Source organism: Dapis brunnea BLCC-M229 (assembly GCF_050015995.1).
Classification (GTDB): Bacteria; Cyanobacteriota; Cyanobacteriia; order Cyanobacteriales; family Microcoleaceae; genus Trichodesmium.
The window spans coordinates 1-23,505 of record NZ_JBNHEP010000130.1; the positions used below are offsets into that span (position 1 = coordinate 1).

The window sequence follows — 23,505 nt, forward strand, 5'->3', positions numbered from 1 at the left end:
TCCCTGTTCCCTGTTCCCTGTTCCCTGTTCCCTGTTCCCTGTTCCCTGTTCCCTGTTATAACTAAAATTTATGGTTTATCGGTATATTTTATTTAATAAACCCTATAATGTCTTGAGTCAGTTTACTGAAAACCGCGATAGCAACCATCGACATCATACTCTAAAAAAGTATATTTCAGTTGATTCAGTTTATCCAGTTGGCAGATTAGACCAAGACAGCGAAGGTCTTTTACTATTAACAAATCACGGACAACTTCAACATCGACTAACCGATCCTAAATTTGCTCATCCTCGTACTTATTGGGTGCAAGTAGAACGAATACCAGATACAACAGCATTGAAGCAACTACAGGAGGGTGTAACAATCAAAAATTATCAAACACGACCCGCAAAAGTTAAATTGTTATCTGTAGAACCTTCCCTACCACCCCGCAACCCACCAATTCGATTTCGCAAAACTGTACCCACTGCATGGCTAGAAATCACCCTCACAGAAGGTCGTAACCGTCAAGTACGAAGGATGACAGCAGCAGTAGGTTTTCCCACACTGCGGTTAGTTAGAATAGCGATCGCTCATCTTCGTCTTGAGGAACTAAAACCTGGCGAGTGGCGACACCTAAATTCAACTGAAATTGAATCTCTCAAGCAGATAGTTTTTTTATAGGTCGGGACTTCCGTAAAATTGAGACTTCTCGACCAACTGCTTTCCTACCAGGAGAGGGGAGAAAGGGATTCTCACGATAGTCAGATCCATTCTTGTGTTTATTTATGCTCACTTACTTACATTTCTGATATTAAATAATTTGTTTCTATTGCCCATAAATCAAATGCGGTGGGGAATAAGTGTAGAGAATTTACGTCAATTACTTCCGACACAACAGAATCTTCCCTGAGAGTATGGTTTAAACCTATAGCGTGTAAAACTTCGTGAGATATGACAAACTGTAGTAAACTTTCGTTTTCAGTAGATATTAATTCATCAGATAGGAAAATATCACTGTTGATTGGATTCTCTCCAGGCAAGTAAGCATAGCCAGCATAAGGAAAAGAAAGATGTGAATCTATACTAATTTTTATTTCTGCTGTATTGTAATCTACTTGTTGAAAGTCTAAATAGGTTCTGTTTTCTATGTAGTTGAAAGTATTATTAAATAAGTTTTGAACTTCTGGTGTAATACTACTGTCATAGCCATAAGTTGCATTTGGACTTAGAGCAAGTCCAGTTAGAATATCATAATTGTACATAACTAATTTTAAAGAGTAGAAAAAAAGAAAGTAGTGATGCTACTTGTATTTACATCAAACAAATAATTCGTATAGTTTGGAAAAAAAGCAGCATCCTACTCATTTAGGTGTCATTTGATGTCCACTTGAATACTTACAACCCGTATTTCACAGGTCAAGTTTTTTGTTGCTAAAAAATGCCCAAGTAGTCGTACAACATAATTAGACAAGACTGACGCAGCAACTCTACCTGTAGGGTATGTTGCAACGCAACCTTATACCACAGCTAGGGTATAACGCTGGAATTTTGCGTAAGTCCAGTGGATAAAAAATACACTTCAAAAGCTGGTAGCGATCGCTTAAATCACAACTGTTTTACATCTGAAATCAGAAAGTTGAGTGTTACTGAGGCAAATTTGATTGTTACAAAGTCTGCATATAAAACCGATATTCACTACCATCATGCAACATTGCGATACTCGCTAAATTGCTATTTGACGGAGTGTTTTCTAGAGTTAATACTTGACAATTAGCAGAGTAGTAACCATACTTATACTCGCTACCATTCCAAGCACCTTGATAGAACTCGTTGTTGCTACCGAGCTTGAATGCGTAAATGCGGTAATCATTACCATCATTCAGCATCGACCACCGAGACCAGTCCGTGTCATCTGGAAATCCCGAGACTGCAAGTGTGTCACCAAAGACATAACTTTCGGCCTCTTGATCCCATAAAAATTGGTACAGTTTATTTGGATTACCAAGTTGACGCAAGTAGACTCGGTAATATTCCTCGCCATAGAGCATAGAGAAACTACTGGTATCCGCTGGTATCCGCATCATCAGGAATGCCAGATATAGTTAACACACGATATGAATTATGACCATATTTATAAGAGCTACCATCCCACCCAAATTGATACAGTGTATCACTGGTAGTACCCTTGAAACAGTACATACGATAGTCAGATCCATCGTGGAGCATTGACCAACGTCGCCAATTTGCATCAGAAGGCGCATCAACGACTGACAAGTCAGCACCTGCATCACTTAAAAACTTATAGGTGGTAGAATTAGGAACATAAAGAGCTTGATTAATAAAAGTCATTAATTTCTTTCCTTGTTTCTTGGTTTTTGGCTTCTATCTAATAGACGCTTCCCAGTAGTAATTTCTGAATTTTCAATCGACTATTTTGACTAAAATTTTTATTCAATTTATTGCTAAAAGTCTTTCTATATCTATCTTTCCAGGCTATAAATTTTATTTGATCAAATTTTTTCTCTTAAAATCTTACTCAAAAAATTCAGAAATTGACAAGCATGATCGTCTTATTAATAGAAACGAGAAAGGAACTCAACCAATCTCTGTTTTAAACACTGAAACTTAAGGACCCAAAAAATGGCTATTGTTGACAAAGGCGATTGGATCAAATTCAATCCCAAAGCTAAAGAAGATCAAACGATTAAATGGCAACAAGATTTAGGTAGCAGGCAAGAAGAGTATATTGTTGTGCCATTCTCTGTTAAGGAGAAAAAAGCAAGTGGTAGCCTATTTATTCAGCTAGGTCTTGCTGATTCATTTTTTGAGAAATGCCAAGAAGATGAGTCCAAAAATCCCCTAGTAAGTGGTGGATACAAAATCCAGGTTGATACTGATTTTCAGTATGGACAAAATAATGAGAAAACATTGCGGTTTTTAGTCTATCACGATAAGTCTAACAAGCCATATCAACACCGATTTATTGAGACGACTGCCTTTTCTAACATAGGGAAAAAGATTGTAGCATCTGCAAATGCTGCTGGAGCTGCTGCTGCAACTGCTGCTGGAGCTGGAGCTGCAACTGCTGCATGGGAAGACCTTTTGAAGCAAGGAGAAGATATAGCAAAAGCTTTCATTGGTGATTACTTGAGAGACTTTTAATCAGATTACTACTTTTTGACCTATTGATAAATGGTAGTAAAACTGCTACCGATCAATTATGTAAGGACAAGAAAGCGAATCATGCTGACATAAACCTAGAGTTGATCGCCTCTAACATATCTAGTAGAAAAGGAGGCGATCGCTCTTTTTTTGATTTTTTCATTCAGACGTTTCCCAGAAGGAATTTCTGAATTTTCAGCCTACTGTTTTTAGTTAAGCTTTGATTCAAATGAATTGGAGCAAACTCAAGTCCGACTCAAAAAATTCAGAAATTGATGTCGAAAATCGTCTTATAGATAGAAATGAAAACAACTAACTAAAGAGCGAAGTCAATCATGCCTAACATAGACACTGAAAAAGTCCTATCTGCTCACAATAAATGGAGGCAGGAAGTTGGAACGCCAGATTTAACCTGGTCTGATGATTTAGCTAAATTTGCTCAGGAGTGGGCAAATAAGCTAGCCAAGGATAATAGCTTCGAGCATCGCCCTGACAATAAATACGGCGAAAACATTTATCAGGGAACAAAAAAATCAGTAGAACCTCAAGAAGTTGTAGATTATTGGGCGAGTGAGAAGAAAGATTTTAAGTACGGTACATTTCCTGATGTTGTAAAGGACCCACAGAAAGATTGGTCTGATGTTGGCCATTATACTCAAATCATCTGGAAGAATACAAAAGAAGTTGGCTGTGGTGTTGCCCAGTCTAATCAGCATGAGATTTGGGTTTGTAACTATGCTCCAGCAGGGAATTTTACAGGTGAGAAGCCTTATTAGTTTTGAAATTATACATCTAATATCATGCCCGGTTGAATAGTTATCATTAAAGCCCTAATACGAACTTTAATGATAACTATAGATGGACCTAAAGCCATACTGCAAACAAAAACTTTTTCCTAATTTATCCGGTTTTTGAAACTGCCTAATACCCAATAATTATTACCATCAATTCAATAGCGATCGCTTGTTTTTGGCTGTCTCTTTTTAGCGTTGGCGGAGCAAGTGCGGCAGCTATATCGCTTGTTTTTGGTCGTCTCTTTTTAGCGTTGGCGGAGCAAGTGCGGCAGCTATATCGCTTGTCTTAGCAAGAGTAACTTTTAGCTGGCTATTCTAATGCACCTTTTTAGATGAAACAGTCCACTACTACTCTGCGATCGCCTTCTATAAAAAAGCTAGGGACGCTGCATTCAACGTCCCTTTTTGGATGATGACTGAGTTATACCAAGTCTTTGTTTGTAGTTGGGCTTTAGCCCTAAATCAAGAGTGGGCTAAAGCCCAACTACAAGTCTAATTAATTCTTGCTTCGTAATTACTAAGAAGTCCTAAACCGCGCCAACTCTTCCCCAGTCTTCGCATCGTGAGCGTGAACAGTACACACCAAACAAGAATCAAAAGACCGAGCAACATGACCGACTTCCACTGGGTCATTCACATCAGCAATAGGAATACCCACTAACGCTTCCTCAATAGGTCCGCGTACCCCTTCACCATCACGGGGTCCTACATTCCAAGTAGTTGGCGCAATGACCTGATAATTCTTAATCTTACCGCCTTCTATTTCCACCCAATGACAGAGGGAACCACGACTAGCATTAGTGGCACCCCAACCGCGACCGTCTTTTTCTTGAGGCTTAATATACCAAGGATCGCGCAACTGAAACTCCCGCAAACAACGCTCTGTTTCACGGTACAGTTTAGTCAATTCGTGCATTCTGGCAAACACGCGCAAATGTACGTTCGGTCCGCCCATTTTCTTGAACATATCCAAAACTAAACCGTCTTTGTACTGCCAACTTTCCCCATGGTCGCCACCTGCTATCAATTCCCGTGCTAAAGCACCAACTTCCATCCGACCTAAGTCTTGGTGAGATACAGCAGTTGACCAAGAATAAGCAGCATCAAAGTCAACATCATTATTAGCAATGGGTACGGTAGTACGGTCAAAAGGATGTATATCTCCATCACCCTCGTTATACCAAGCGTGGGAAGTATTCTCCCGCGTAAAAGTATGTTCCATCAATTGATGAAGATCTGTAGCGCTATCGTAGACACCACTTTTCATAATCATTGCAGCATTCCGACCTTCAATAGTCGGGCGTTGATATTTGTCTTCGTGAGGCAAATATCCCCAACTCATATATTTACCAACACCCGCACCAATTTTATCCAAACCAATATTCAGACCCATGCGCCAATAGAAACCGAGGTCGGAACTAGCATGATTAGGATTTTCATCCAACCATGCCATGAAATCTTCATAAGTTTGAATTTGTTCAAACCTGTCAATGGAACAACCTAACCATATTGGTTCTAACCAGTTCGTGCGGAAATATTCCAACATTGCCCAGGCGCGGGTAACATCGGTCAAAGTGGGAGCGCACATTACGCCACCGGGAACCATGAAACTAGAGTGAGGCCATTGACCCCCGAATAGGGCGTATATTTCTACGGGTTTTGCTGCAACAGTAATACCTGGTTCGTAGGAAGTACCTGTGAATGCTGTGAAACGTTTGCAAGCTTCTTCGTAGAAAGGACTATTTTGGTATTTTTTGTTGGTTAGGTCGATCGCGTATAACCCGTAAAAGTAGCGTGGATGACTTTGGAGTGTTTCTACAAGTTGACCGAGGTTACGAGCAAGAATGGCGTTACGGGGTACTTCTGTTTGCCAAGCTGTATCTAATGCCCAAGAAGCGCAGGTGAGGTGAGAAGCACCGCAAATGCCACATATTCTGGGGGTGACAATGAGACCAGCTTTAGGATCTTTCCCTTTGAGGATGACCTCAAAACCCCGGAACATTTGAGCTTGAGTCCAAGCGTTGGTTACATATCCATCTTGAATATCAACTCTTACGTCTAAGTCTCCTTCAACGCGCCCCACGGGAGAAATGTCTAATGTTTGTACTTTAGTTTGAACCATTATTTTAATTATTATTCAGTTATCAGTTATCAGTTATCAACTTGTGTAGGGTGCGTTACGCTGGCGCTAACGCACCATCATTCAGTAACGTAACGCTGACATAGCTAAAATGGTGCGTTACGACGGATTGTTTAATCCCTTTGATATTCTCAATTTTAGCCGTCTAACGCACCCTACTGGACCGACACAGCTAAAACTGTAGAATAGATGTAGTGCGAGCATCTTGCTCGCTTTTCACCTCTAGCGAGCGAGACGTTTGCGCTACGCGCACGCTACGCGAACGCACTACCAAAAATATAAACCACCATTTTAGGTGTGTCACGCTACTACTGGACCTACTACTCTTAATCCGTACATCCGTGCCATAATCCGTGTGAGCTGCCCTCAATCCAACCTACAAATTTTAAACTGTAAAGAAATCTTCCTCTGCCCATGCTGGAGTTGAATCTTTCGCAACCATAGTCAGCAAAGCATAATCTTTACGGTTAACTCCTGTTGGTAATTCTTTGGGAACTCCCATGACTGTTTGAGTCTTAAATACTGTTCCCGGTACAAGGTCGTGGAATGGAAATTCTGGTTCCGTACAACCTAAACATGGCATTCCCGCGCGAGTCTTGGAGGAAACTCGGTTCCACAAAATGCGGTTACAGGAAGAGCGAGTCATCGGTCCGCGACAACCCAAGTCATAGAATAGACATCCTTGACGCTGCCCAAAATCTGAAGTAGAAGCTTTGTAAGCAAAATGAACGTTGCGAGTACAACCCGTTTGAGTGAAGCTCTTGAAAAATGTTTCGGGGCGGTGAAATTCGTCTAAGGTAATGTCATCGAGTCTGCCAGTGGCAACCGCTACCAATATTTGCGAAATCCAATCTGGGTGTGCGGGGCAACCAGGAATATTGATAACTGGATATCCAGCTTTACTCTTGAAATCTTCTCCTAAAAATCCGCCTTTTTTCCGTTTCAGAAATTGCAAACCTTCAGACTCACTGGGGTTTGGTGCCATTGCCGGAATACCGCCATAAGTAGCGCAGTCTCCCACCGCAACGACGAAACCTGCAACTTCCGATAATTCTTTTACCCAATCTTTCATCGGGCGATCGGCAAAACGGTTCCATTCTCCCGTACCATTGGGCGCGTTAATTATAGTTCCTTCGTATACTAAAATATCTAAATGTATTTTTCCCGAAAGACAATCTTTTAATAATTGTTGAAGGTTTGTACCAAGTTCCATTCCTAGGGAAGGATGCCAGAGTACATTAATGCCGAAGTCTGTGATTAGGTCACAAATATTTGGTTCTTCAGCATTGAGAAATGATATAGTATTGCCAGAACAGGCTCCACCTTGAAGCCACAGTAGATTTATCATTCTCCCGAATTCTCCTCTCTGTTATCTGAAGTTGAGATGGGATTGACGATAGAATTTGTTGCACCCTACTTCAACCTTTATGAAATTATAAAGGGTAGATAATGAAGACTTTGTATAATTTATGAAATTTTTTATTATTGATTATATGGTTAGTTTTTTGATGTTATTTTGTTGTTTTTGATACTTTATTTTCAATATTTTATTGGTAAGAAAATCTTTAAAAAATCTAAACCTAAATCATCCTAGATTTTCTGAAACTTAATTAAATTTCTACACTTATCAGCAAAACCTTGAACAAAGCGATCGCCAGGTTCGATACTGACGTTAGCAAAATAACTAGAATTTCATCTAAATCACGAATAGCTGCTTGAGAAAGACTATATTAATTCAGTTAAATTTTCCTCTCGCATCTGCTTAAATTTTGCTTTTAATTATGCAATCACAATTTCTTCATCAACTGTTCCTCCCTTGTAGAACAAGGAATATTGATCATTTCAGACTATAACTTCCTTCCCTATAAAGATAGTTAGAGTAAGTGTTCAACTATTTTTAGAGATGTCTATTAGATATCTCCAAAAATCAAAAGTAAAATCTATTCTTATCCATAAATTATCAATTATTCTTCCCTGTTCCCAGTTAAGTGTTCCCTGTTCCCTCTTTTCTGGAGATATCTAATGGGGAGTTGAATACTAAACTGAGTTCCCCAACCAGGCTCAGATTTCACATCAATTGTGCCACCGTGACTCTCAACAATTCGATAGGTCACTGATAAGCCCAAACCAGTTCCTTGGCCAACTGGCTTGGTTGTAAAAAAAGGATTAAATATTTGATCCTGAATGTCAGCCGGAATACCAGTCCCGTTATCCCGAATGTGAATAGCAATCTTACTCTCCGATAACTGTTCTGTCTGAATCCAGATGCATTTGTCATGTTTCTTTTCCAGTTCTTTCAGTGCATCAATCGAGTTACTCAAAAGATTAATAAATACTTGATTCAGAGATCCAGGGGAACAATACACCAAAGGTAATGGGTTGTAATCTTTTATCGCTTTAATCCCATAATTGGCATCTCCATCCTTGAGACGATTCTGAATCAACATTAGGGCTGCATCCAATCCCTCATGGATATCAACATCCTTAAAATCAGCTTCATCCAAGCGAGAAAACGTTCGCAAAGATTTGACAACTTTCGCCACACGTTGAGAGCCTGTTTTGAGGGAAAATAGCAATTTTTCAAGATCTTCTTCTAGGAATTCTAAGTCTAGTTCCTCTATTTTCTCTTGAACGTTGGTGTTGGGTTCAGGATACTCTTGCTGATAGGTATGAATAATCTCAATGAGATCATTACAATAGCGATCGAGATGTTCGATATTACCGTAAATAAAACCAATGGGGTTATTAATTTCGTGAGCGATCCCTCCTGCTAGCTGGCCTAACCCCGTCATTTTTTCTTTTTGAACGACATCAAGGGCATTTCGCAATTGAGATAGGGTTTGCTTCAATGCTTCATTGGACTGGGAGAGTTGGTGTTGAGTTCGCTGACGCTGCTGAATTTCTTTACTTAATTCGTGAATTTTTTGATTGAGCATAACAAATTTGCTATTATCGCGTTTTTCTAAGCGCAGCAGGATAATTGCCGGATTTTCAGAGGAACTCGGTTGAATGACGGCTCCTTGACTGCGGTAGGTCGTCTTTTCTCCTTGCGGTGGATGAATGGTGAGGGTTCCCAAAATCATTTGACGACTTTGGGAACACGTTCGCAGATAGTCAATAACCTTCTGTGATTGATCTGTAACCAACTCCATTAGATATTTGCCCGCAAGGTTCTTACTTTTGCTGCCGAAGAGTGACTTGGCAGAACGGTTGGCTGCCAGAATTTCGCCATCCTTAGTCAACAGGAGTAGGGTATCTGGCAGAACTTGAGCAAATTTTAAGAACTGATCGGGGTTCATATTCTATCTCAAGGTTTAGTTAGCTCTTAAAGTATTCCTGTCCTGTGAACTCTTCGAATGATTCATTGGGCTTGAGATGCACAACGACTCGACATTCATGTGCTCCTCTAGCAATCGTGTCTTCAAGTTCCACTCTGGCATAGCCTAGATTATCAGCAGCAATCACTCCGAAGATATTAGAGGTCATCACACACATTGCCTCACGTCCCTCAATCTCTTCAGCAAAGGGACATTTGCGATTACCCAAGACGATCTTTTCATCACTTTCTTCAATAATGAAAAAATCTCCCTTAATACGCTTTTTCCAGTCTACTAGAACTGCTGCCACTTGCTCTCGAGATAGATTAGGGAGTTGCAAACCATTGTGATAGATGTCATTAACGTGTTGGCCTACCCGATAACCAACAACATTCAAGAAACCTGCTGCTTCTTCAATTCCAACAATCTCCTGCAATGTACCTGCCAATTCTCGAATGATTGAGCGAAGAAACTGATCTCGTTCAATGGGTAAATCCAGGGATTCGATCTGATTACTAACAGACACTTTTTGAGTCATAAGATTCAATCCTGCTAAAAAAAATCCAGGAGTACATCCGTGAAACCCAGCCTTCTTCCACAAGACCCTAGTCTGGAGCGAAAAAGAGGAGTTACAGCTTATACCCAATACTAGTCTACTATATTTCCTATACTAGCCTACTATATTTCCCTATTTCCCTGCTTTATACCTGAATTGATCGTCAAAAGTGTTCAATGCAATTTTAGAAAATGGGCAATAATATTTACTTTGTATTGGCCTTACTAGGGACAAATATAACCAACAATTGAACAAGTTTGGGTAAAACACAGTAATGGTAAGTTTGGCTTTTCTGTGCAAAAGAAAATTTATCAGAATTTGGGTGGTAATAGCTTTTGTGACTATATTTTGAGTGCTTCAGAGTTTATTTTAGAAATAGAAGCTCCAGTAATAACTATTGTTGAAGCTAAAAATGAAAGTACAAATGTAGGTTTAGGTCAATGTATTGCGGAAATGGTGGCAGCATAGAGGTTTAACCAAGCAAAAAATAGAATAACTAAAAGTATTTATGGTGCTGTTACGACTGGTCGTATCTGGGACTTTCTCAAACTTTCTGGTCAAAGTTTTGCCATTGATAATGAGGAGTTGGTAATTGGGAATGCAGAGGATATAAATATTTCTAAGATTTTAGCAATTTTAAGTTTGCCTATTAAACAATTGAACAGTTAAATTTTTTGATTTATCTATTGGTTTAGGTGTGTTATATCATACCCAGTTGAATAGTTATAATTAAAGCTCGTAGTAGGGCTTTTAGCCCTATCTATCCATTATCGGGCTAAAGCCCTACTACAAACAAAAATTTTTTTATCACTAATTATCGGGACATGATATGACAACAGACAATACTATAAATTTTTGGTTTGGAAGATTTAGATTGTATTGAAAAAAATTAGATGAGTTCCTATGATAATTTTACTAATAATATTAAGGTAATAATTAATGTCTGAAATATTAATAATAGGTTACGGTAACACTCTCCGCAGTGATGATGGTGCAGGTCAACGGGTTGCAGAATTAGTAGCAGAGTGGAATTTGCAAAATGTACGATCGCTCCCAGTGCATCAACTTACCCCAGAATTGGCAGAACCTATATCTCAAGCTGAATTGGTTATTTTTGTTGATGCTTATCCAGCAACTTCTGAACAAGGTTTGCAGGTTCATCAACTTTGCACTCCCCCCTCTTCCCACTCTTCTCCCTCTCCCTCCTCTCCCCACACCCTCTTACAAAGGGAAAGTCAAGGTTTAAATATAGGGCATACGGTCGATCCGCGATCGCTACTTGCTCTCAGTCAATTTCTCTATAACAATGCGCCTGCTGCTTGGTGGATATTAGTGCCAGCAGTCAACTTTGAATTTGGGGAAAGTTTTTCTCCCAAAACAACTGAAAATATCCAATATAGTTTAGCACAAATTCGACAAATTATTGTTAAATAAAGTTTAATTATTTTCAAGAAAAATTAATGTTTTAATTTAGCAGTTATTTTCTAAATTTTTGTAAAATTTTATGCAGAATTCAAGTTTTGTAAAAAAAGTTTAAGTCATAGTTCAATTAGGAAGGAATAGTTGGATAATAAAAGTAAGAGATATAAAAAAAATATTTAGTCCCAATATCCTAATTGCCTATCTAAATAGGTCTTCTCAGTGGATTATCTCTCAAATGGTTTCAAATAGTTTCAGAAATAAAACAACTCCTGTGTTGCTTAAAATGAATTATTTTGATGACAAATACAAAGGTTTAGGTTGATAAAAAAAGGCAAATTTATAGAAGTAAGAAAGAGGTATAATTTTCAGGAGTTGGCCATTGATAAACTACTAAACAAATCCATAACATTTGTAAACAACCAGATATCGGGACTTACGCACCCAAACAAGAAACCGGGTTTATTGCCTTGATTATTCAAATCACTAAATTTTATCCATAAACCCGGTTTCTGCGTAAGTTCTGAGATTTTAAATAAAGAGGAGAACATTAATGAGTACCAAAACCTTTGCAACACTAGACGGTAACGAAGCGGTTGCCCGTGTTGCCCACAAACTCAATGAAGTTATCGCCATCTATCCCATCACCCCCTCCTCACCAATGGGTGAATGGGCGGATGCTTGGTCATCTCAGGGGACACCGAATATCTGGGGCACAGTTCCTAGTGTGGTTGAAATGCAGAGTGAAGGGGGAGCAGCGGGTGCCGTACATGGTTCTCTACAAACGGGTTCCCTGACCACCACATTCACCGCATCTCAGGGATTATTATTAATGATCCCTAACCTTTATAAAATTGCTGGGGAGCTTACCTGTAGTGTTATCCACGTTGCTGCTCGTTCTCTTGCAGCTCAAGGTCTTTCAATATTTGGCGACCACAGCGATGTGATGGCAAGTCGCGCTACTGGTTTTGCCATGTTGTGTTCCGCGTCAGTACAAGAAGCTCAAGATTTTGCCCTCATTTCCCAAGCAGCAACTTTGGAAACAAGAGTACCATTTATTCATTTTTTTGATGGTTTTCGGACTTCCCATGAAGTACAAAAAATTGAACTGTTGCCAGAAACGGTTTTGCGGGAAATGATAGAGGATGACTTGGTTTTTGCTCACCGCGCGCGGGGGTTAACGCCAGACCGCCCTGTTTTACGCGGTACTGCTCAAAACCCGGATGTATATTTCCAGGCGAGGGAAAGTGTTAACCCTTTCTATGCTGCAACTCCAGATATTGTGCAGAAGGCAATGGATAAATTTGCCGAACTGACAGGGCGACAATATCAATGTTTTGAATATCACGGTGCTCCTGATGCGGAGCGCGTCGTTATTCTTATGGGGTCTGGTGGCGAAACTACCCACGAAACTGTAGACTATTTAATTGCCAATGGTGAAAAAGTCGGCGTACTGAAAGTTAGATTATATCGACCTTTTGATGCTAAACGTTTAGTAGCAGCATTGCCCGAAACGGTTAAAAAAATTGCTGTTCTCGACCGCACGAAGGAACCGGGTGCAACAGGAGAACCCCTCTACCAAGATATTGTCACCGCTCTGAATGAAGAATGGGAAGGGGCGATGCCAAAAGTTGTAGGTGGTCGTTATGGTTTATCTTCCAAAGAGTTTAACCCGGCAATGGTAATGAGCGTTTTTGAGAACCTGAGTGCGGAAAAACCCAAGAATCATTTTACGGTGGGTATCAATGATGACCTCAGTCATACTTCCCTTCCCTTCGATGCCAATTTTTCTCTCGAACCCGATAATGTTGTGCGAGCGATGTTTTATGGTTTGGGTTCAGATGGTACGGTTGGTGCTAACAAAAACTCCATTAAAATTATTGGGGGAGAAACTGATAACTACGCCCAAGGTTTCTTTGTTTACGACTCGAAAAAATCTGGTGCTGTTACTGTTTCCCACCTCCGCTTTGGTGCAAACCCCATCCGTTCCACTTATCTTATTAACCAAGCTAATTTTGTGGGATGTCACCAATGGAGTTTTCTAGAAAGATTAGATGTTCTCGCTGCAGCAGGAAACGGTTCGACTTTTTTGATGAATAGTCCCTACAGTGTTGATGAAGTCTGGCAAAAGTTACCTGTGGAAGTGCAAGAGCAAATTATCCGCAAAAGTTTAAAAGTCTATGTCATTAATGCTAATAAAGTTGCTAGTGATAGTGGAATGCGGGGTCGCATTAATACAGTGATGCAGACCTGTTTCTTTGCCTTAGCGAATGTTTTGCCCAGGGAAGAGGCGATCGCTCAAATTAAAAAATATATCCAAAAAACTTACGGCAAGAAAGGTCAAGAAATTGTCAATATGAACCTGCAAGCGGTTGACAATACTTTGGATAATCTCCACGAAGTGAAAATTCCGACCGAAGTTAGTAGCACTTTCAACCGTTTGCCACCTGTTCCCGACACCGCCCCAGAATTTGTGCGGGAAGTCTTGGGTAAAATGATTTCTCGCCAAGGTGACGAACTGCCAGTCAGCGCTCTTCCTTGCGACGGCACCTATCCCACCGGAACAACTAAGTGGGAAAAGCGCAACGTTACTCAAGAAATTCCGGTTTGGGATGCCGATGTCTGCGTGCAGTGTGGTAAGTGTGTGATGGTTTGTCCCCACGCCGTCATTCGTGGCAAAGCTTATGATGAAAGTCAGTTAGCTAATGCTCCGGCAACTTTCAAGTCTACTAATGTTAAAGATAAAGATTTTGCCGGACAGAAATTCACTATCCAAGTCGCGCCAGAAGACTGTACTGGTTGTGGCGTTTGCGTAGATATTTGCCCGGCGAAAAATAAATCTATGGCATCCCGCAAAGCAATAAATATGGAAGCGCAGTTGCCATTAAGGGAACAGGAGCGGGAAAATTGGGATTTCTTTTTGAATTTGCCCAACCCAGACCGTCGCTCTCTCCATCTCGACCGCATCCGTCAACAACAATGGCAAGAACCTTTGTTTGAATTTTCCGGTGCTTGTGCTGGTTGTGGAGAAACTCCTTATGTTAAATTAATTAGTCAACTATTTGGCGATCGCTCGGTTGTTGCTAATGCTACGGGATGTTCTTCTATTTACGGCGGTAACTTACCTACCACTCCTTGGACGAAAAATGCCGATGGTCGTGGACCTGCTTGGTCGAATAGTCTGTTTGAAGACAACGCCGAATTTGGTTTTGGTTTCCGTCTTTCCATTGACAAACACACTCAGTTTGCTGGGGAGTTGTTGCAAAAATTAGGGGGAACAATAGGAGATAATTTAGTTTCAGATATTCTGAACGCTTCCCAAAGCTCGGAAGCAGATATTTGGGAACAACGGGAACGAGTCGCTCAAGTCAAGGAAAAATTACAAGGGGTAGACTCTCCAGAGGCAAAGCAACTGTTAACTTTAGCAGATTATCTGGTCAAAAAATCAGTCTGGATAGTTGGCGGAGACGGTTGGGCGTATGATATTGGTTTCGGCGGTTTAGACCATGTTATTGCTAGCGGTCGTAACGTCAATATTTTAGTAATGGATACGGAGGTTTATTCTAATACTGGCGGTCAGTCTTCCAAAGCAACACCCCGCGCAGCAGTTGCTAAATTTGCAGCAGGAGGGAAACCATCAGGCAAAAAAGATTTAGGTTTAATAGCAATGACTTACGGCAATGTCTATGTTGCCAGCGTGGCAATGGGAGCGCGAGACGAACATACCCTAAAAGCATTTTTAGAAGCAGAAGCTTATGATGGTCCATCATTAATTATTGCTTACAGTCATTGTATTGCTCATGGAATTAATATGACCACAGCAATGAGTAATCAAAAAGCACTTGTGGAAAGCGGTCGATGGTTGTTGTATCGATATAACCCAGACTTGGTACAAAAAGGGAAAAATCCTTTGCAATTAGATACGCGATCGCCTAAGAAACCCGTAGGTGAGTCTATGTATCAAGAAAATAGGTTCAAAATGCTAACCAAGAGCAAACCTGGTGATGCTAAACAACTATTAGCACAAGCACAGGAAGATGTTAATACTCGTTATGCAATGTATGAGTATTTGGCATCCCGTCAACTTGACAGTTAACAGTTATCAGTTATCAGTTATCAGAAAACTTGAAAATGTGGGTAAAAAACCTAACCCCCCAATCTCCTTCCTATCCCCCCTTAGCCCCCTTTGAAAGGGGGGGAGGAGGGAAGGGAGAGAATTTTTCCCCCTCTCCTTGCACGAGAGGGGTTGGGGGAGAGGTCTTCTCGGTCGATCGCTCCTAACCCACAATTTTAGTCTAGTAGACTGTTTCATCTTAAATGTTGCAATAGATGTAGGTTGGGTTAAGCGTCAGCGCAACCCAACAAAAAGATGTATCTGAGGAGTTGTATCAAATCCCTTAGTATCGGTAAAATTCAATATCGTAGGGGTTTGGTCTCCAAACCTACCAATCTTGGAGTTTTTGCCAATACTGAGGCTTTGTTGCAATAATTAATAGTTCAGTAGGGTGCGTTAGACGGCTAAAATTTAGACTGTGAAAAGCATTTAACAATCCGTCGTAACGCACTATTGAACTGTAGCTAAAATGGTGCGTTACGGCGCAACACAATATTTAACAGTTCAACCGTAGTTTGCAGTAAGCGCCTAACACACCCTACTGGACTCTTAATCCGTATATCCGTGGCATAATCCGTGTGAGCGCCTCAACCCAACCTACGTCTTACCTTTGGAATTTTAACTTTTGAATTAATCATGGATATTACCACAAATTACTTAGGATTACAATTACGCTCCCCCATAGTTGTAGGAGCAGCAGCACCTTTAACCGAAGATTTAGATAATCTCAAACGCATGGAAGATGCAGGTGCAGCAGCAGTAGTTTTACATTCTTTATTTGAAGAACAACTTCGCAAAGAACGATTAGAATTACAACATCATTTAGAATATGGTACAGAAAGTTTTCCAGAAGCTTTAACTTACTTTCCTGAACCAGAAATATTTCATGTAGATGCCTCCGAATATTTAAAGCATATTAGTGAGGCAAAAAAAATGGTAAATATTCCTATTATTGCCAGTCTAAACAGTTCAACTATTGGGGGATGGACTAATTATGCCAAAGAATTAGAAATAGCTGGTGCAGATGCTTTAGAGCTAAATATCTACAATATTCCCACTAATATGGATATTACCGGGGAACAAGTAGAACAGAATTATATTAATATTCTGCAAGCTGTTAAATCTCAGGTAAATATTCCCGTTGCTGTTAAACTCAGCCCCTTCTTCAGCAATATGGCAAATATGGCGAAAAAGTTAGTAGAAGCTGGAGCAAATGGGTTAGTTTTGTTTAACCGTTTCTATCAACCAGATATTAATATTGAAGAGTTAGAAGTAGTGACAAATGTGTTGTTAAGTACCCCACAAGCAATGCGTTTACCTATGCGTTGGATAGCTATTTTGTACGGTAGATTAGAAGTAGATTTTGCAGCAACTAGCGGAGTACAAAAAGGGCAAGATGTAATTAAAATGATTATGGCAGGTGCGAATGTAACTCAAGTAGTGGGTGCTTTATTGCGTCATGGAATTAATCATATAAAAGTTATTGAAACAGACACGATCAAATGGATGGAAGAACACGAATATGAATCAATTGCACAAATGCGTGGCAGCATGAGTCAAATTAACTGCCCTGATGAGAGTGCATTTGAAAGAGCGCAATATATGAAAGCAATTCAAAGTTATCAACCTGCTAAGAGTTTAGTTTAAATATAAAATCTGCTTGCTTTGGAGTGTTATATAAAATCCGGATAATTAGTATATCCAAGTCATTGCGACTGGAACGGAGTGGAAGGAAGCAATCTCAGGGTTTGAGGAGATTGCTTCCTATCGTCGCAATGACGAATATTCTACCGGATTCTATATTATATTATGTTCGGTTAAATAGTTATTATAATTAAAGTTCGTAGTAAGGCGGGCTGAAGCCCTACTACAAACCATATACTTTATTATAAGTGATTATCCGAACATAATATTATAAAAAACCGGGTTTATGGGAGATGTATGTCAGCATGGCACGACATTTAATATAAACCCGGTTTCTAGTTTCTATATTTTGTTCGCCTCGTTGTCGTTGATGAAGTGCTTTCTCTTCTGGAGTCATAAACCTATTCCCTCTTCATTTCTTCAATAGTTTTTTTTGCGAGTAGCTTTATTAAACTGGGCAAGATAAATTTATTGAAAGTTTGCCAAGAAAAAATTATTGGGATAGTCTTTTATTATTTTTCCTCAAATTAAAACAAAATATTAATATTAAATCTGGTTAAACAGTTATAGATGGGTTATAGCAAAAGGCAGAAGGCAGAGAGAGAGAGGGTAGAAGGCACAAGGAAAAATCTGGCTTTGTCTAGGTTTTAGGCTTTTGATGCGTCCTAATCTTTGCTTCGACTGCTATAAGTCTTTAGGAGTTAGGAGTTAGGTAGGGGAACTGTCGGATTGGCGACGTACAGGAGTCAGGATGAGAGAAAATTACAAAGATTTAGTAGTTATGGCGATCGAAGATTTTTTTATGTCTAATCAAACAGATTTGATATGAATCATTAAAACTAAGTTTTTAACCCCATACTTGTTTCTAGAAATCTTACTTCAATATTAGCAATTTGTTTACTGATATTATGATAATCACTTAAATCTTTGATTTCATCAGCATCATTTTCAGAGCTTATATCTGCTAAAACACTGAGTTGATGCAGAGCAGAACTTCTATCAGTATTTTCAAGATAATTATCTAGTAAAACTTGAAAATGTGCCATCAGCATTTTATTTGTTGTACATCGAATAATATCTTTCAGTTTTTCTACTGAAAGTTGCTGATTATGATTATTGGGATCAATTTTAAATTCCTCGCAGGTTTGCTCAATAATTGTTTCTTGAATATTCATTTATATTTCTCCTTGATAATTAACTAATCTGACTTATATCATGTCCGGTTGAATAGGTATAATTAAAGCTTGTAGTTGGGCTTTAGCCCGATATATAGATAGGTCGGGCTAAAGCCCAACTACAAACAACAATTTTTTTATCACTAATTATCCGGACATGATATTAGATAGATGTGCAGCAAGATTTAAAGCCATCTCGAATAAATTCCTCAATTTACTGCTCAAGAAGACTTTTTATCCTAATTTTATCGATAACTTATATGATAGCGTTGGCTAGCAATGGATGTCAAGATAGTCAAGAAATTTATCTATACCTATATATAGATATAGCAATACCTATTAATACTAATTCACTTTAAAGATGTCACAAATAGTTTCAAACTTTAAATGTCAAATAATCACCTCAAACTGTTTTCTTGTAAAAGTTTTTAGCCTATCCAATCTAACTTCAGAATTCAGTATTCAGTATTCCGTGAAACGGTATAAGGTGTTTGACATTGGTACAACCTGAAAACTTTATTAATAAAATTTTCATAAGTGGATTAGTGCCTTCCGGGCAGCAATATGTAGTCATTCTGAATAAGATTGGGACGAGTGTTTCTTTCCTGGAAAGGGTTTCAGCCAAAAAAGTGTTTCATCCTTATTTGAAATGACTATAGTGATTATTTGTATTTCTTAAAGTCTCTATCCATTGCTAAAATACAACCTATGCAGTGCGTAGCAAAGATTAAATCGATGAAAAAACAAAGACCAAGAAACTCTAATGGGACATTTAAAGAAGACCCAGAAGCGTTGACCAAAAAATCTATAGGTCTGAGGATTAGCAAAAAGAAAATGCCCAAATTAGAGAAAATTGCAGAACAGATGGGAAAATCAACAACAGAAATTTGTCGGCTAATAGTTGAGGAATGGCTTGACTCTCTTGATTCTGAAGATAAGCAAAAAAAGCAAATCGTTTCTGAGGGAAAGTTATTAGCCTGATTGGAGACTCTAAGTCCAATCAGGTTAATCAACCCCTGTTTGCAAAAGATAGTCCTCCAAAATATCACAAACTAAGAGCTTTAGAACTTTATCAAGATGGATTTAACTATAAAGATATAGCTGAAAAGTTAGAGTTTGAGGGCTATAGAAATCGTAAAAATAACCCTTTTAGCATTACTTCCATTAGGAAATGGATTAAAGATAGTAGTTAGGAGAGAAATATTACTGCTACGCGGAAGTCATGCATTAGACCTCTCCAGAAAATAAACTTGCTCTTTATTTAAGACAAGCTAGAGTTGTAAAATTCACTCTCCGAAATCATTTTTCGTATCTTTTTCGTGAAAATATATTCCCTGTTAAGTGTTAAGTATTAAGTGTTCCCTACTAGCCGCCAAAAATCTATATCTTTTTCACGCTTATGTCTATTCAAAAGTCAAAAACCAATACTTTTGATTGGTAAAGCTTTTAAGATTTTTTAACTTGTCAGTTATTTCCGCCATCCTGCACTACTATATAAGACTTCTATATTATATAATTTTAAAAGATATTTAAAATTTTCTCCAATGCTAATATATTTTCACTTGGATAGTGAAACTAGCCTCATACTACTTGAATAAATATTTGCGACATAGCAACTGTTAAGATTTCAACTGCTCAAATATTTAAATCATCAATGATAAGAATTCCGCGCTGTATCTCAGTGCCAGGAATATGTCAATCTATAGGCAACAAGATTTCAAATTCAGTTCCCACTCCAGGAGCAGAATTCAAATTTAATTTTCCCCCATGCTTCTCAACAACAATTTGATAAGTAATTGCTAATCCTAAACCAGTACCTTTACCAACAGCTTTTGTCGTAAAAAATCTATCAAAAATTTGCTCTTGAATTTCGTAGGGAATACCAGGGCCATTATCAACTATACGAATTGAAAGCCAATTATAAATTGGTTGATTATCCTGAGTATAAATCATACTAGCTTCCATCTCAGAAGTAGCATTTATTTCTGCCTCATTAACAGATTTACCCAGATGTCGATCTGGATTTTCAGATAAATGTTTAACTGTAGTATAAATCCAGATTTTACCAGGTTTACTGTTTGCTTCTTTATATTCTTCAAGAGCATCAAGAGCATTATTAATCAAGTTCATAAAAACTTGGCCAACCTGACCCGGATGACACAAAATCAATGGTAACTCACCATAATTTTTAATAATTTCAACCTCGCTATTCTTCCAACGATTTTTTAAGATTAACAGGGTACTATCAATACAGTCATTAATATTTGCTTTTTGGCGTTTAGTTCCTTCCATGTGAGAGAAACTGTGGAGACTACTGACTAATTGCATCATTCGTTCGGCTGAAATTTCGATGCTCTTCATCATCTCTAAGTAATCCTTTTTGATAAATTCAAAATCAATCTCTTGTTTCAAATCTTCAACTTCTTCTATCTCTTGGGGAAGATTTTTTTCATAAGTATGAATCAATGCAATTAAATCTTGATAATAACCAGATATAAACTTAGAATTACCTGCTACACAATTAATCGGATTTCTCAGTTCATGTGCTAAACCTGCTACCATCTGTCCCAACATTACAAGTTTCTCAGTTTGAATAAGTTGCGCTTGAGTTTTTTGCTGCAATAAATCTTTAGCAAGTTGATGAATATTAGATTGAGCAATCAGTAAATTTTTAGTTTCTAAAACTTGATAGTTTTCTGGGGAGATTTCTACAACAATCGGTTCGCCCATAAATTCTTGAGGTCTCTTTACTGCTTTATATGCAGCATCCACAATAGATGTATCTCCAGGCAGCACTAATAATTCATACTTAATAAAGTTGTATAACACACTAATAGGGCGATTTAAAAAAATTTCTCTTCCATATTGACGGCTCAAATTTTTGACGAATTGCTGTTGAGAAATCATCCCGACAAATTTACCAAAATTTGTCAAAATAATACCTGGAAGTAGCTTATTTTCTTCAAAGATTTCAGCAGCTACTACTCCTAATTTATGAATTTCAATATGCATATCATGAAGAGTTAAGTCTCTTAAAGTTGAACTTAAATCTAGGTGCTTATTTGAGTAATAAAACATTGGTTGTAAATACGAATTAATTACCATGAGTAAATATTAAATAATTTGTTCTTAGATATTTTGAGCTAAGAAAAAGTAAGCTAGTCCTGTATAGTAATGATAAGTATTCCCTGAAATTATCACTATACTCTTACTGAAATAATTACAATGCACCACTACCAAAATTAAGCTCTTAATAAGATATAAAAATTTATATTATTAAGGTTTATTAAACAGTTCTCATCTGTAACTTTGATTGTCCGTTAAAATTTTAAAATCTTGAATTATCCTAGTGGCAGCTTGAGATTCTAAAGGTCGAGCAAATAAAAAACCCTGACCTAATTCGCAACCCATATCTTTTAGTTTATCTCGCTGTAAAGGTGTTTCTATTCCTTCTGCAACTACATCCATATTTAGACTCTTAGCTAATGTGATAATAGCAGCAATAGTTATATTATCTGAACAAGGATCGATTCGCTGCACAAAAGACCGATCAATTTTCAATGTATCTATAGGAAATTCATGAAGACGGCTCAGAGAAGAATATCCTGTACCAAAATCATCTATACATAGTTTAACTCCTAAATCTTTAATTTGATTGAAAATTTTATCCCGATATTCAACAGCTTCTAAAAGACAGCTTTCTGTAATTTCTAATTTTAAATTTTCTCCTGATACATTATTCCGATCTAAAATTATTTTTAATTGTTGAATAAAATCTAATTCTCTTAGTTGTGGGGTGCTAAGATTAACATTTAAAACTAAGCCTTTAAACTCAGGAAAATGTTTTTGCCATAAGTTTAGTTGTTGACAAGTTGCTTCCAAAACCCACCACCCAATATCATGTATTAATCCAGTTTCTTCAGCAATTGGAATAAATTTTCCTGGAGAAACTTGTCCGCGACTAGGATGATTCCAACGAACCAATGCTTCAAAACCTTTCAATGAATTATTTAAAAGATTAATAATTGGTTGATAGTGCAGGCATAATTCCTGTTTTTTAATCGCCAGACGTAGCTCATTTTCCCAATTTAAACGTTCTAAAACATCTACTTGCATTTTAGGTTCAAATATAGCATATCCTTTTTTTCCGTAATCTTTTGCTTTTTGCATTGCGATGTTTGCATCTCTAAATAAATCAGTAGAATTATGATATCCAAAAAAGCTGTAAGTAATGCCTATATTAGCCTTAACAAATATTTGGTAACCGTCTAACTCATAAGGATACTGTAAATATTCTTGCTGAATACGTTCCGCTAGTTGAGTAGCTTCAGATGGATGTTCTATTCCCTCCAATAAAATTACAAATTCATCACTACTCAGCCTTGCTATTAAGTTATTAACTCCTATGCTATTTTGCAGTCTGATAGCAATTTCTTGGAGTAATATATCTCCTTTAGAGTACCCTAAACTATCATTAATTAACTTTAAGCGATCTATATCAAGCAATAGTAAAGCATAATGATAATTGTGATTTAAACTAAACTCAATTGTCTGATTAAGTTGAGTCAACAATCTGGCTTGATTTGGTAGACCTGTTAAAGGATCGTGGAAAGAATTATACTCTAACTTAACCTCTCTTTGGAGTAACTTAGCTTGGGTTTCATGCAATTCCGTAGTTGCTTGTTCTAGCTTGGTATTTCCCTGTATAACTTTTTGCTCTAGATTTTGGATTAACTGCTCTAATAATTCATTTTTTTCTGCCAATGTTACCTTGAGAAAGTGTAGCTTTAAGTGAAGTCGAATCCGAACTAAAACCTCTTCTTGGTGAAATGGTTTAGTTATATAGTCAACAGCACCCAATTCAAAACCTTTAATCTTATCATCAGTGTCTGAAAGAGCAGTCATAAAAATAATTGGAGTATCCTTAGTTAAAGGATTATTTTTCAGTATAGAACAAACTTCAAAACCATCCATTTCTGGCATCATTATATCTAGTAATACTAAGTCGGGTACTGCATATTGAATTCGTTCAATCGCAATTTTACCAGAGGAAGCTACCCATACCTCAAATCCTATTTCATCAAGAAAATCAGAGAGTACCCTTAAATTATCTCTGTTATCATCAACAATCATAATTCTTGCTTTTTGGTCATCTATAGTCAACATATATCCTCGTAGTTATTAAATAATATTTATTCTGA

At 38.0% G+C, this 23,505-nt stretch carries 20 protein-coding genes; 9 read left to right on the plus strand and 11 right to left on the minus strand.

The window, feature by feature from the left end:
• The first annotated feature begins 70 nt into the window (after positions 1–70).
• Positions 71–664, plus strand: a complete 594-nt coding sequence (locus ACP6PM_RS15385; protein WP_426586059.1) for a pseudouridine synthase — start codon at positions 71–73, stop codon at positions 662–664.
• A 116-nt stretch (positions 665–780) separates the two neighbouring features.
• Here ACP6PM_RS15385 and ACP6PM_RS15390 read toward each other — a convergent pair whose 3' ends face one another.
• The 3 genes from ACP6PM_RS15390 to ACP6PM_RS15400 form a co-directional block, all read right to left on the minus strand.
• Complete coding sequence (locus ACP6PM_RS15390) at positions 781–1,245, minus strand: matrixin family metalloprotease (protein WP_426586061.1); 465 nt, start codon at positions 1,243–1,245, stop codon at positions 781–783.
• A 402-nt stretch (positions 1,246–1,647) separates the two neighbouring features.
• Complete coding sequence (locus ACP6PM_RS15395; RefSeq protein WP_426586063.1) at positions 1,648–2,067, minus strand: hypothetical protein; 420 nt, start codon at positions 2,065–2,067, stop codon at positions 1,648–1,650.
• Positions 2,039–2,332 (minus strand): hypothetical protein, encoded by a 294-nt coding sequence (locus tag ACP6PM_RS15400; protein WP_426586065.1) that lies wholly within the window; start codon positions 2,330–2,332, stop codon positions 2,039–2,041. The genes ACP6PM_RS15395 and ACP6PM_RS15400 overlap by 29 nt, the downstream gene beginning before the upstream one ends.
• Positions 2,333–2,623: 291 nt before the next feature.
• On the opposite strand from ACP6PM_RS15400, the gene ACP6PM_RS15405 reads away from it, so the two are divergent.
• Together ACP6PM_RS15405 and ACP6PM_RS15410 are read left to right on the plus strand one after the other, a co-directional pair.
• Positions 2,624–3,145 carry a hypothetical protein gene (locus ACP6PM_RS15405; RefSeq protein WP_426586067.1) on the plus strand — a complete coding sequence of 174 codons (522 nt, stop codon included), beginning with the start codon at positions 2,624–2,626 and terminating at the stop codon, positions 3,143–3,145.
• Between the two features lie 335 nt (positions 3,146–3,480).
• Positions 3,481–3,921, plus strand: a complete 441-nt coding sequence (locus ACP6PM_RS15410; RefSeq protein WP_287243077.1) for a CAP family protein — start codon at positions 3,481–3,483, stop codon at positions 3,919–3,921.
• Between the two features lie 535 nt (positions 3,922–4,456).
• Here ACP6PM_RS15410 and ACP6PM_RS15415 read toward each other — a convergent pair.
• From ACP6PM_RS15415 to ACP6PM_RS15430, 4 genes are all read right to left on the minus strand, one after another.
• Positions 4,457–6,061 (minus strand): nickel-dependent hydrogenase large subunit, encoded by a 1,605-nt coding sequence (locus tag ACP6PM_RS15415; protein WP_426586069.1) that lies wholly within the window; start codon positions 6,059–6,061, stop codon positions 4,457–4,459.
• Between the two features lie 403 nt (positions 6,062–6,464).
• Positions 6,465–7,427, minus strand: a complete 963-nt coding sequence (locus ACP6PM_RS15420; RefSeq protein ID WP_426586071.1) for an NADH-quinone oxidoreductase subunit B family protein — start codon at positions 7,425–7,427, stop codon at positions 6,465–6,467.
• A 616-nt stretch (positions 7,428–8,043) separates the two neighbouring features.
• Entirely contained in the window at positions 8,044–9,378 is a 1,335-nt protein-coding gene (locus ACP6PM_RS15425) for an ATP-binding protein (protein WP_426586073.1), read from the minus strand.
• Between the two features lie 19 nt (positions 9,379–9,397).
• Positions 9,398–9,934 carry a methanogen output domain 1-containing protein gene (locus ACP6PM_RS15430; protein WP_426586075.1) on the minus strand — a complete coding sequence of 179 codons (537 nt, stop codon included), beginning with the start codon at positions 9,932–9,934 and terminating at the stop codon, positions 9,398–9,400.
• A 264-nt stretch (positions 9,935–10,198) separates the two neighbouring features.
• Here ACP6PM_RS15430 and ACP6PM_RS15435 point away from each other — a divergent pair, with 264 nt between their 5' ends.
• The 4 genes from ACP6PM_RS15435 to ACP6PM_RS15450 all read left to right on the plus strand — a co-directional run bounded on the left by ACP6PM_RS15435 (position 10,199) and on the right by ACP6PM_RS15450 (position 17,132).
• Complete coding sequence (locus ACP6PM_RS15435) at positions 10,199–10,420, plus strand: GUN4 domain-containing protein (protein WP_426586108.1); 222 nt, start codon at positions 10,199–10,201, stop codon at positions 10,418–10,420.
• Between the two features lie 471 nt (positions 10,421–10,891).
• Positions 10,892–11,386: a hydrogenase maturation protease gene (locus tag ACP6PM_RS15440; RefSeq protein WP_426586077.1), complete on the plus strand. Its 495-nt coding sequence runs from the start codon at positions 10,892–10,894 to the stop codon at positions 11,384–11,386.
• Between the two features lie 538 nt (positions 11,387–11,924).
• A complete protein-coding gene (nifJ, locus tag ACP6PM_RS15445; protein WP_426586078.1) occupies positions 11,925–15,467 on the plus strand; it encodes a pyruvate:ferredoxin (flavodoxin) oxidoreductase in 3,543 nt (1,180 codons plus the stop codon).
• Between the two features lie 654 nt (positions 15,468–16,121).
• Complete coding sequence (locus ACP6PM_RS15450; RefSeq protein WP_426586080.1) at positions 16,122–17,132, plus strand: dihydroorotate dehydrogenase-like protein; 1,011 nt, start codon at positions 16,122–16,124, stop codon at positions 17,130–17,132.
• Positions 17,133–17,397: 265 nt separating this feature from the next.
• Here the strand turns inward: ACP6PM_RS15450 and ACP6PM_RS15455 are convergent, their stop codons facing one another.
• Together ACP6PM_RS15455 and ACP6PM_RS15460 are read right to left on the minus strand one after the other, a co-directional pair.
• Positions 17,398–17,526: a hypothetical protein gene (locus ACP6PM_RS15455; protein ID WP_426586082.1), complete on the minus strand. Its 129-nt coding sequence runs from the start codon at positions 17,524–17,526 to the stop codon at positions 17,398–17,400.
• Between the two features lie 442 nt (positions 17,527–17,968).
• Complete coding sequence (locus ACP6PM_RS15460) at positions 17,969–18,304, minus strand: hypothetical protein (RefSeq protein ID WP_426586084.1); 336 nt, start codon at positions 18,302–18,304, stop codon at positions 17,969–17,971.
• A gap of 708 nt (positions 18,305–19,012) precedes the next feature.
• On the opposite strand from ACP6PM_RS15460, the gene ACP6PM_RS15465 reads away from it, so the two are divergent.
• Both ACP6PM_RS15465 and ACP6PM_RS15470 read left to right on the plus strand, forming a co-directional pair.
• On the plus strand, positions 19,013–19,285 hold the full coding sequence (locus ACP6PM_RS15465; RefSeq protein ID WP_426586086.1) for a hypothetical protein: 273 nt from the start codon (positions 19,013–19,015) through the stop codon (positions 19,283–19,285).
• Positions 19,286–19,320: 35 nt separating this feature from the next.
• The gene (locus ACP6PM_RS15470; RefSeq protein ID WP_426586110.1) at positions 19,321–19,497 is read left to right on the plus strand and encodes a recombinase family protein; all 177 of its coding nucleotides are present in this window, start codon (positions 19,321–19,323) and stop codon (positions 19,495–19,497) included.
• 502 nt (positions 19,498–19,999) lie between these two features.
• On the opposite strand, the gene ACP6PM_RS15475 is transcribed toward ACP6PM_RS15470, so the two are convergent.
• Positions 20,000–21,409 (minus strand): ATP-binding protein, encoded by a 1,410-nt coding sequence (locus ACP6PM_RS15475; RefSeq protein WP_426586088.1) that lies wholly within the window; start codon positions 21,407–21,409, stop codon positions 20,000–20,002.
• A gap of 192 nt (positions 21,410–21,601) precedes the next feature.
• Positions 21,602–23,470, minus strand: coding sequence for a two-component system response regulator (locus tag ACP6PM_RS15480; RefSeq protein WP_426586090.1), 1,869 nt, complete (start codon positions 23,468–23,470; stop codon positions 21,602–21,604).
• Positions 23,471–23,505 lie beyond the last annotated feature (35 nt).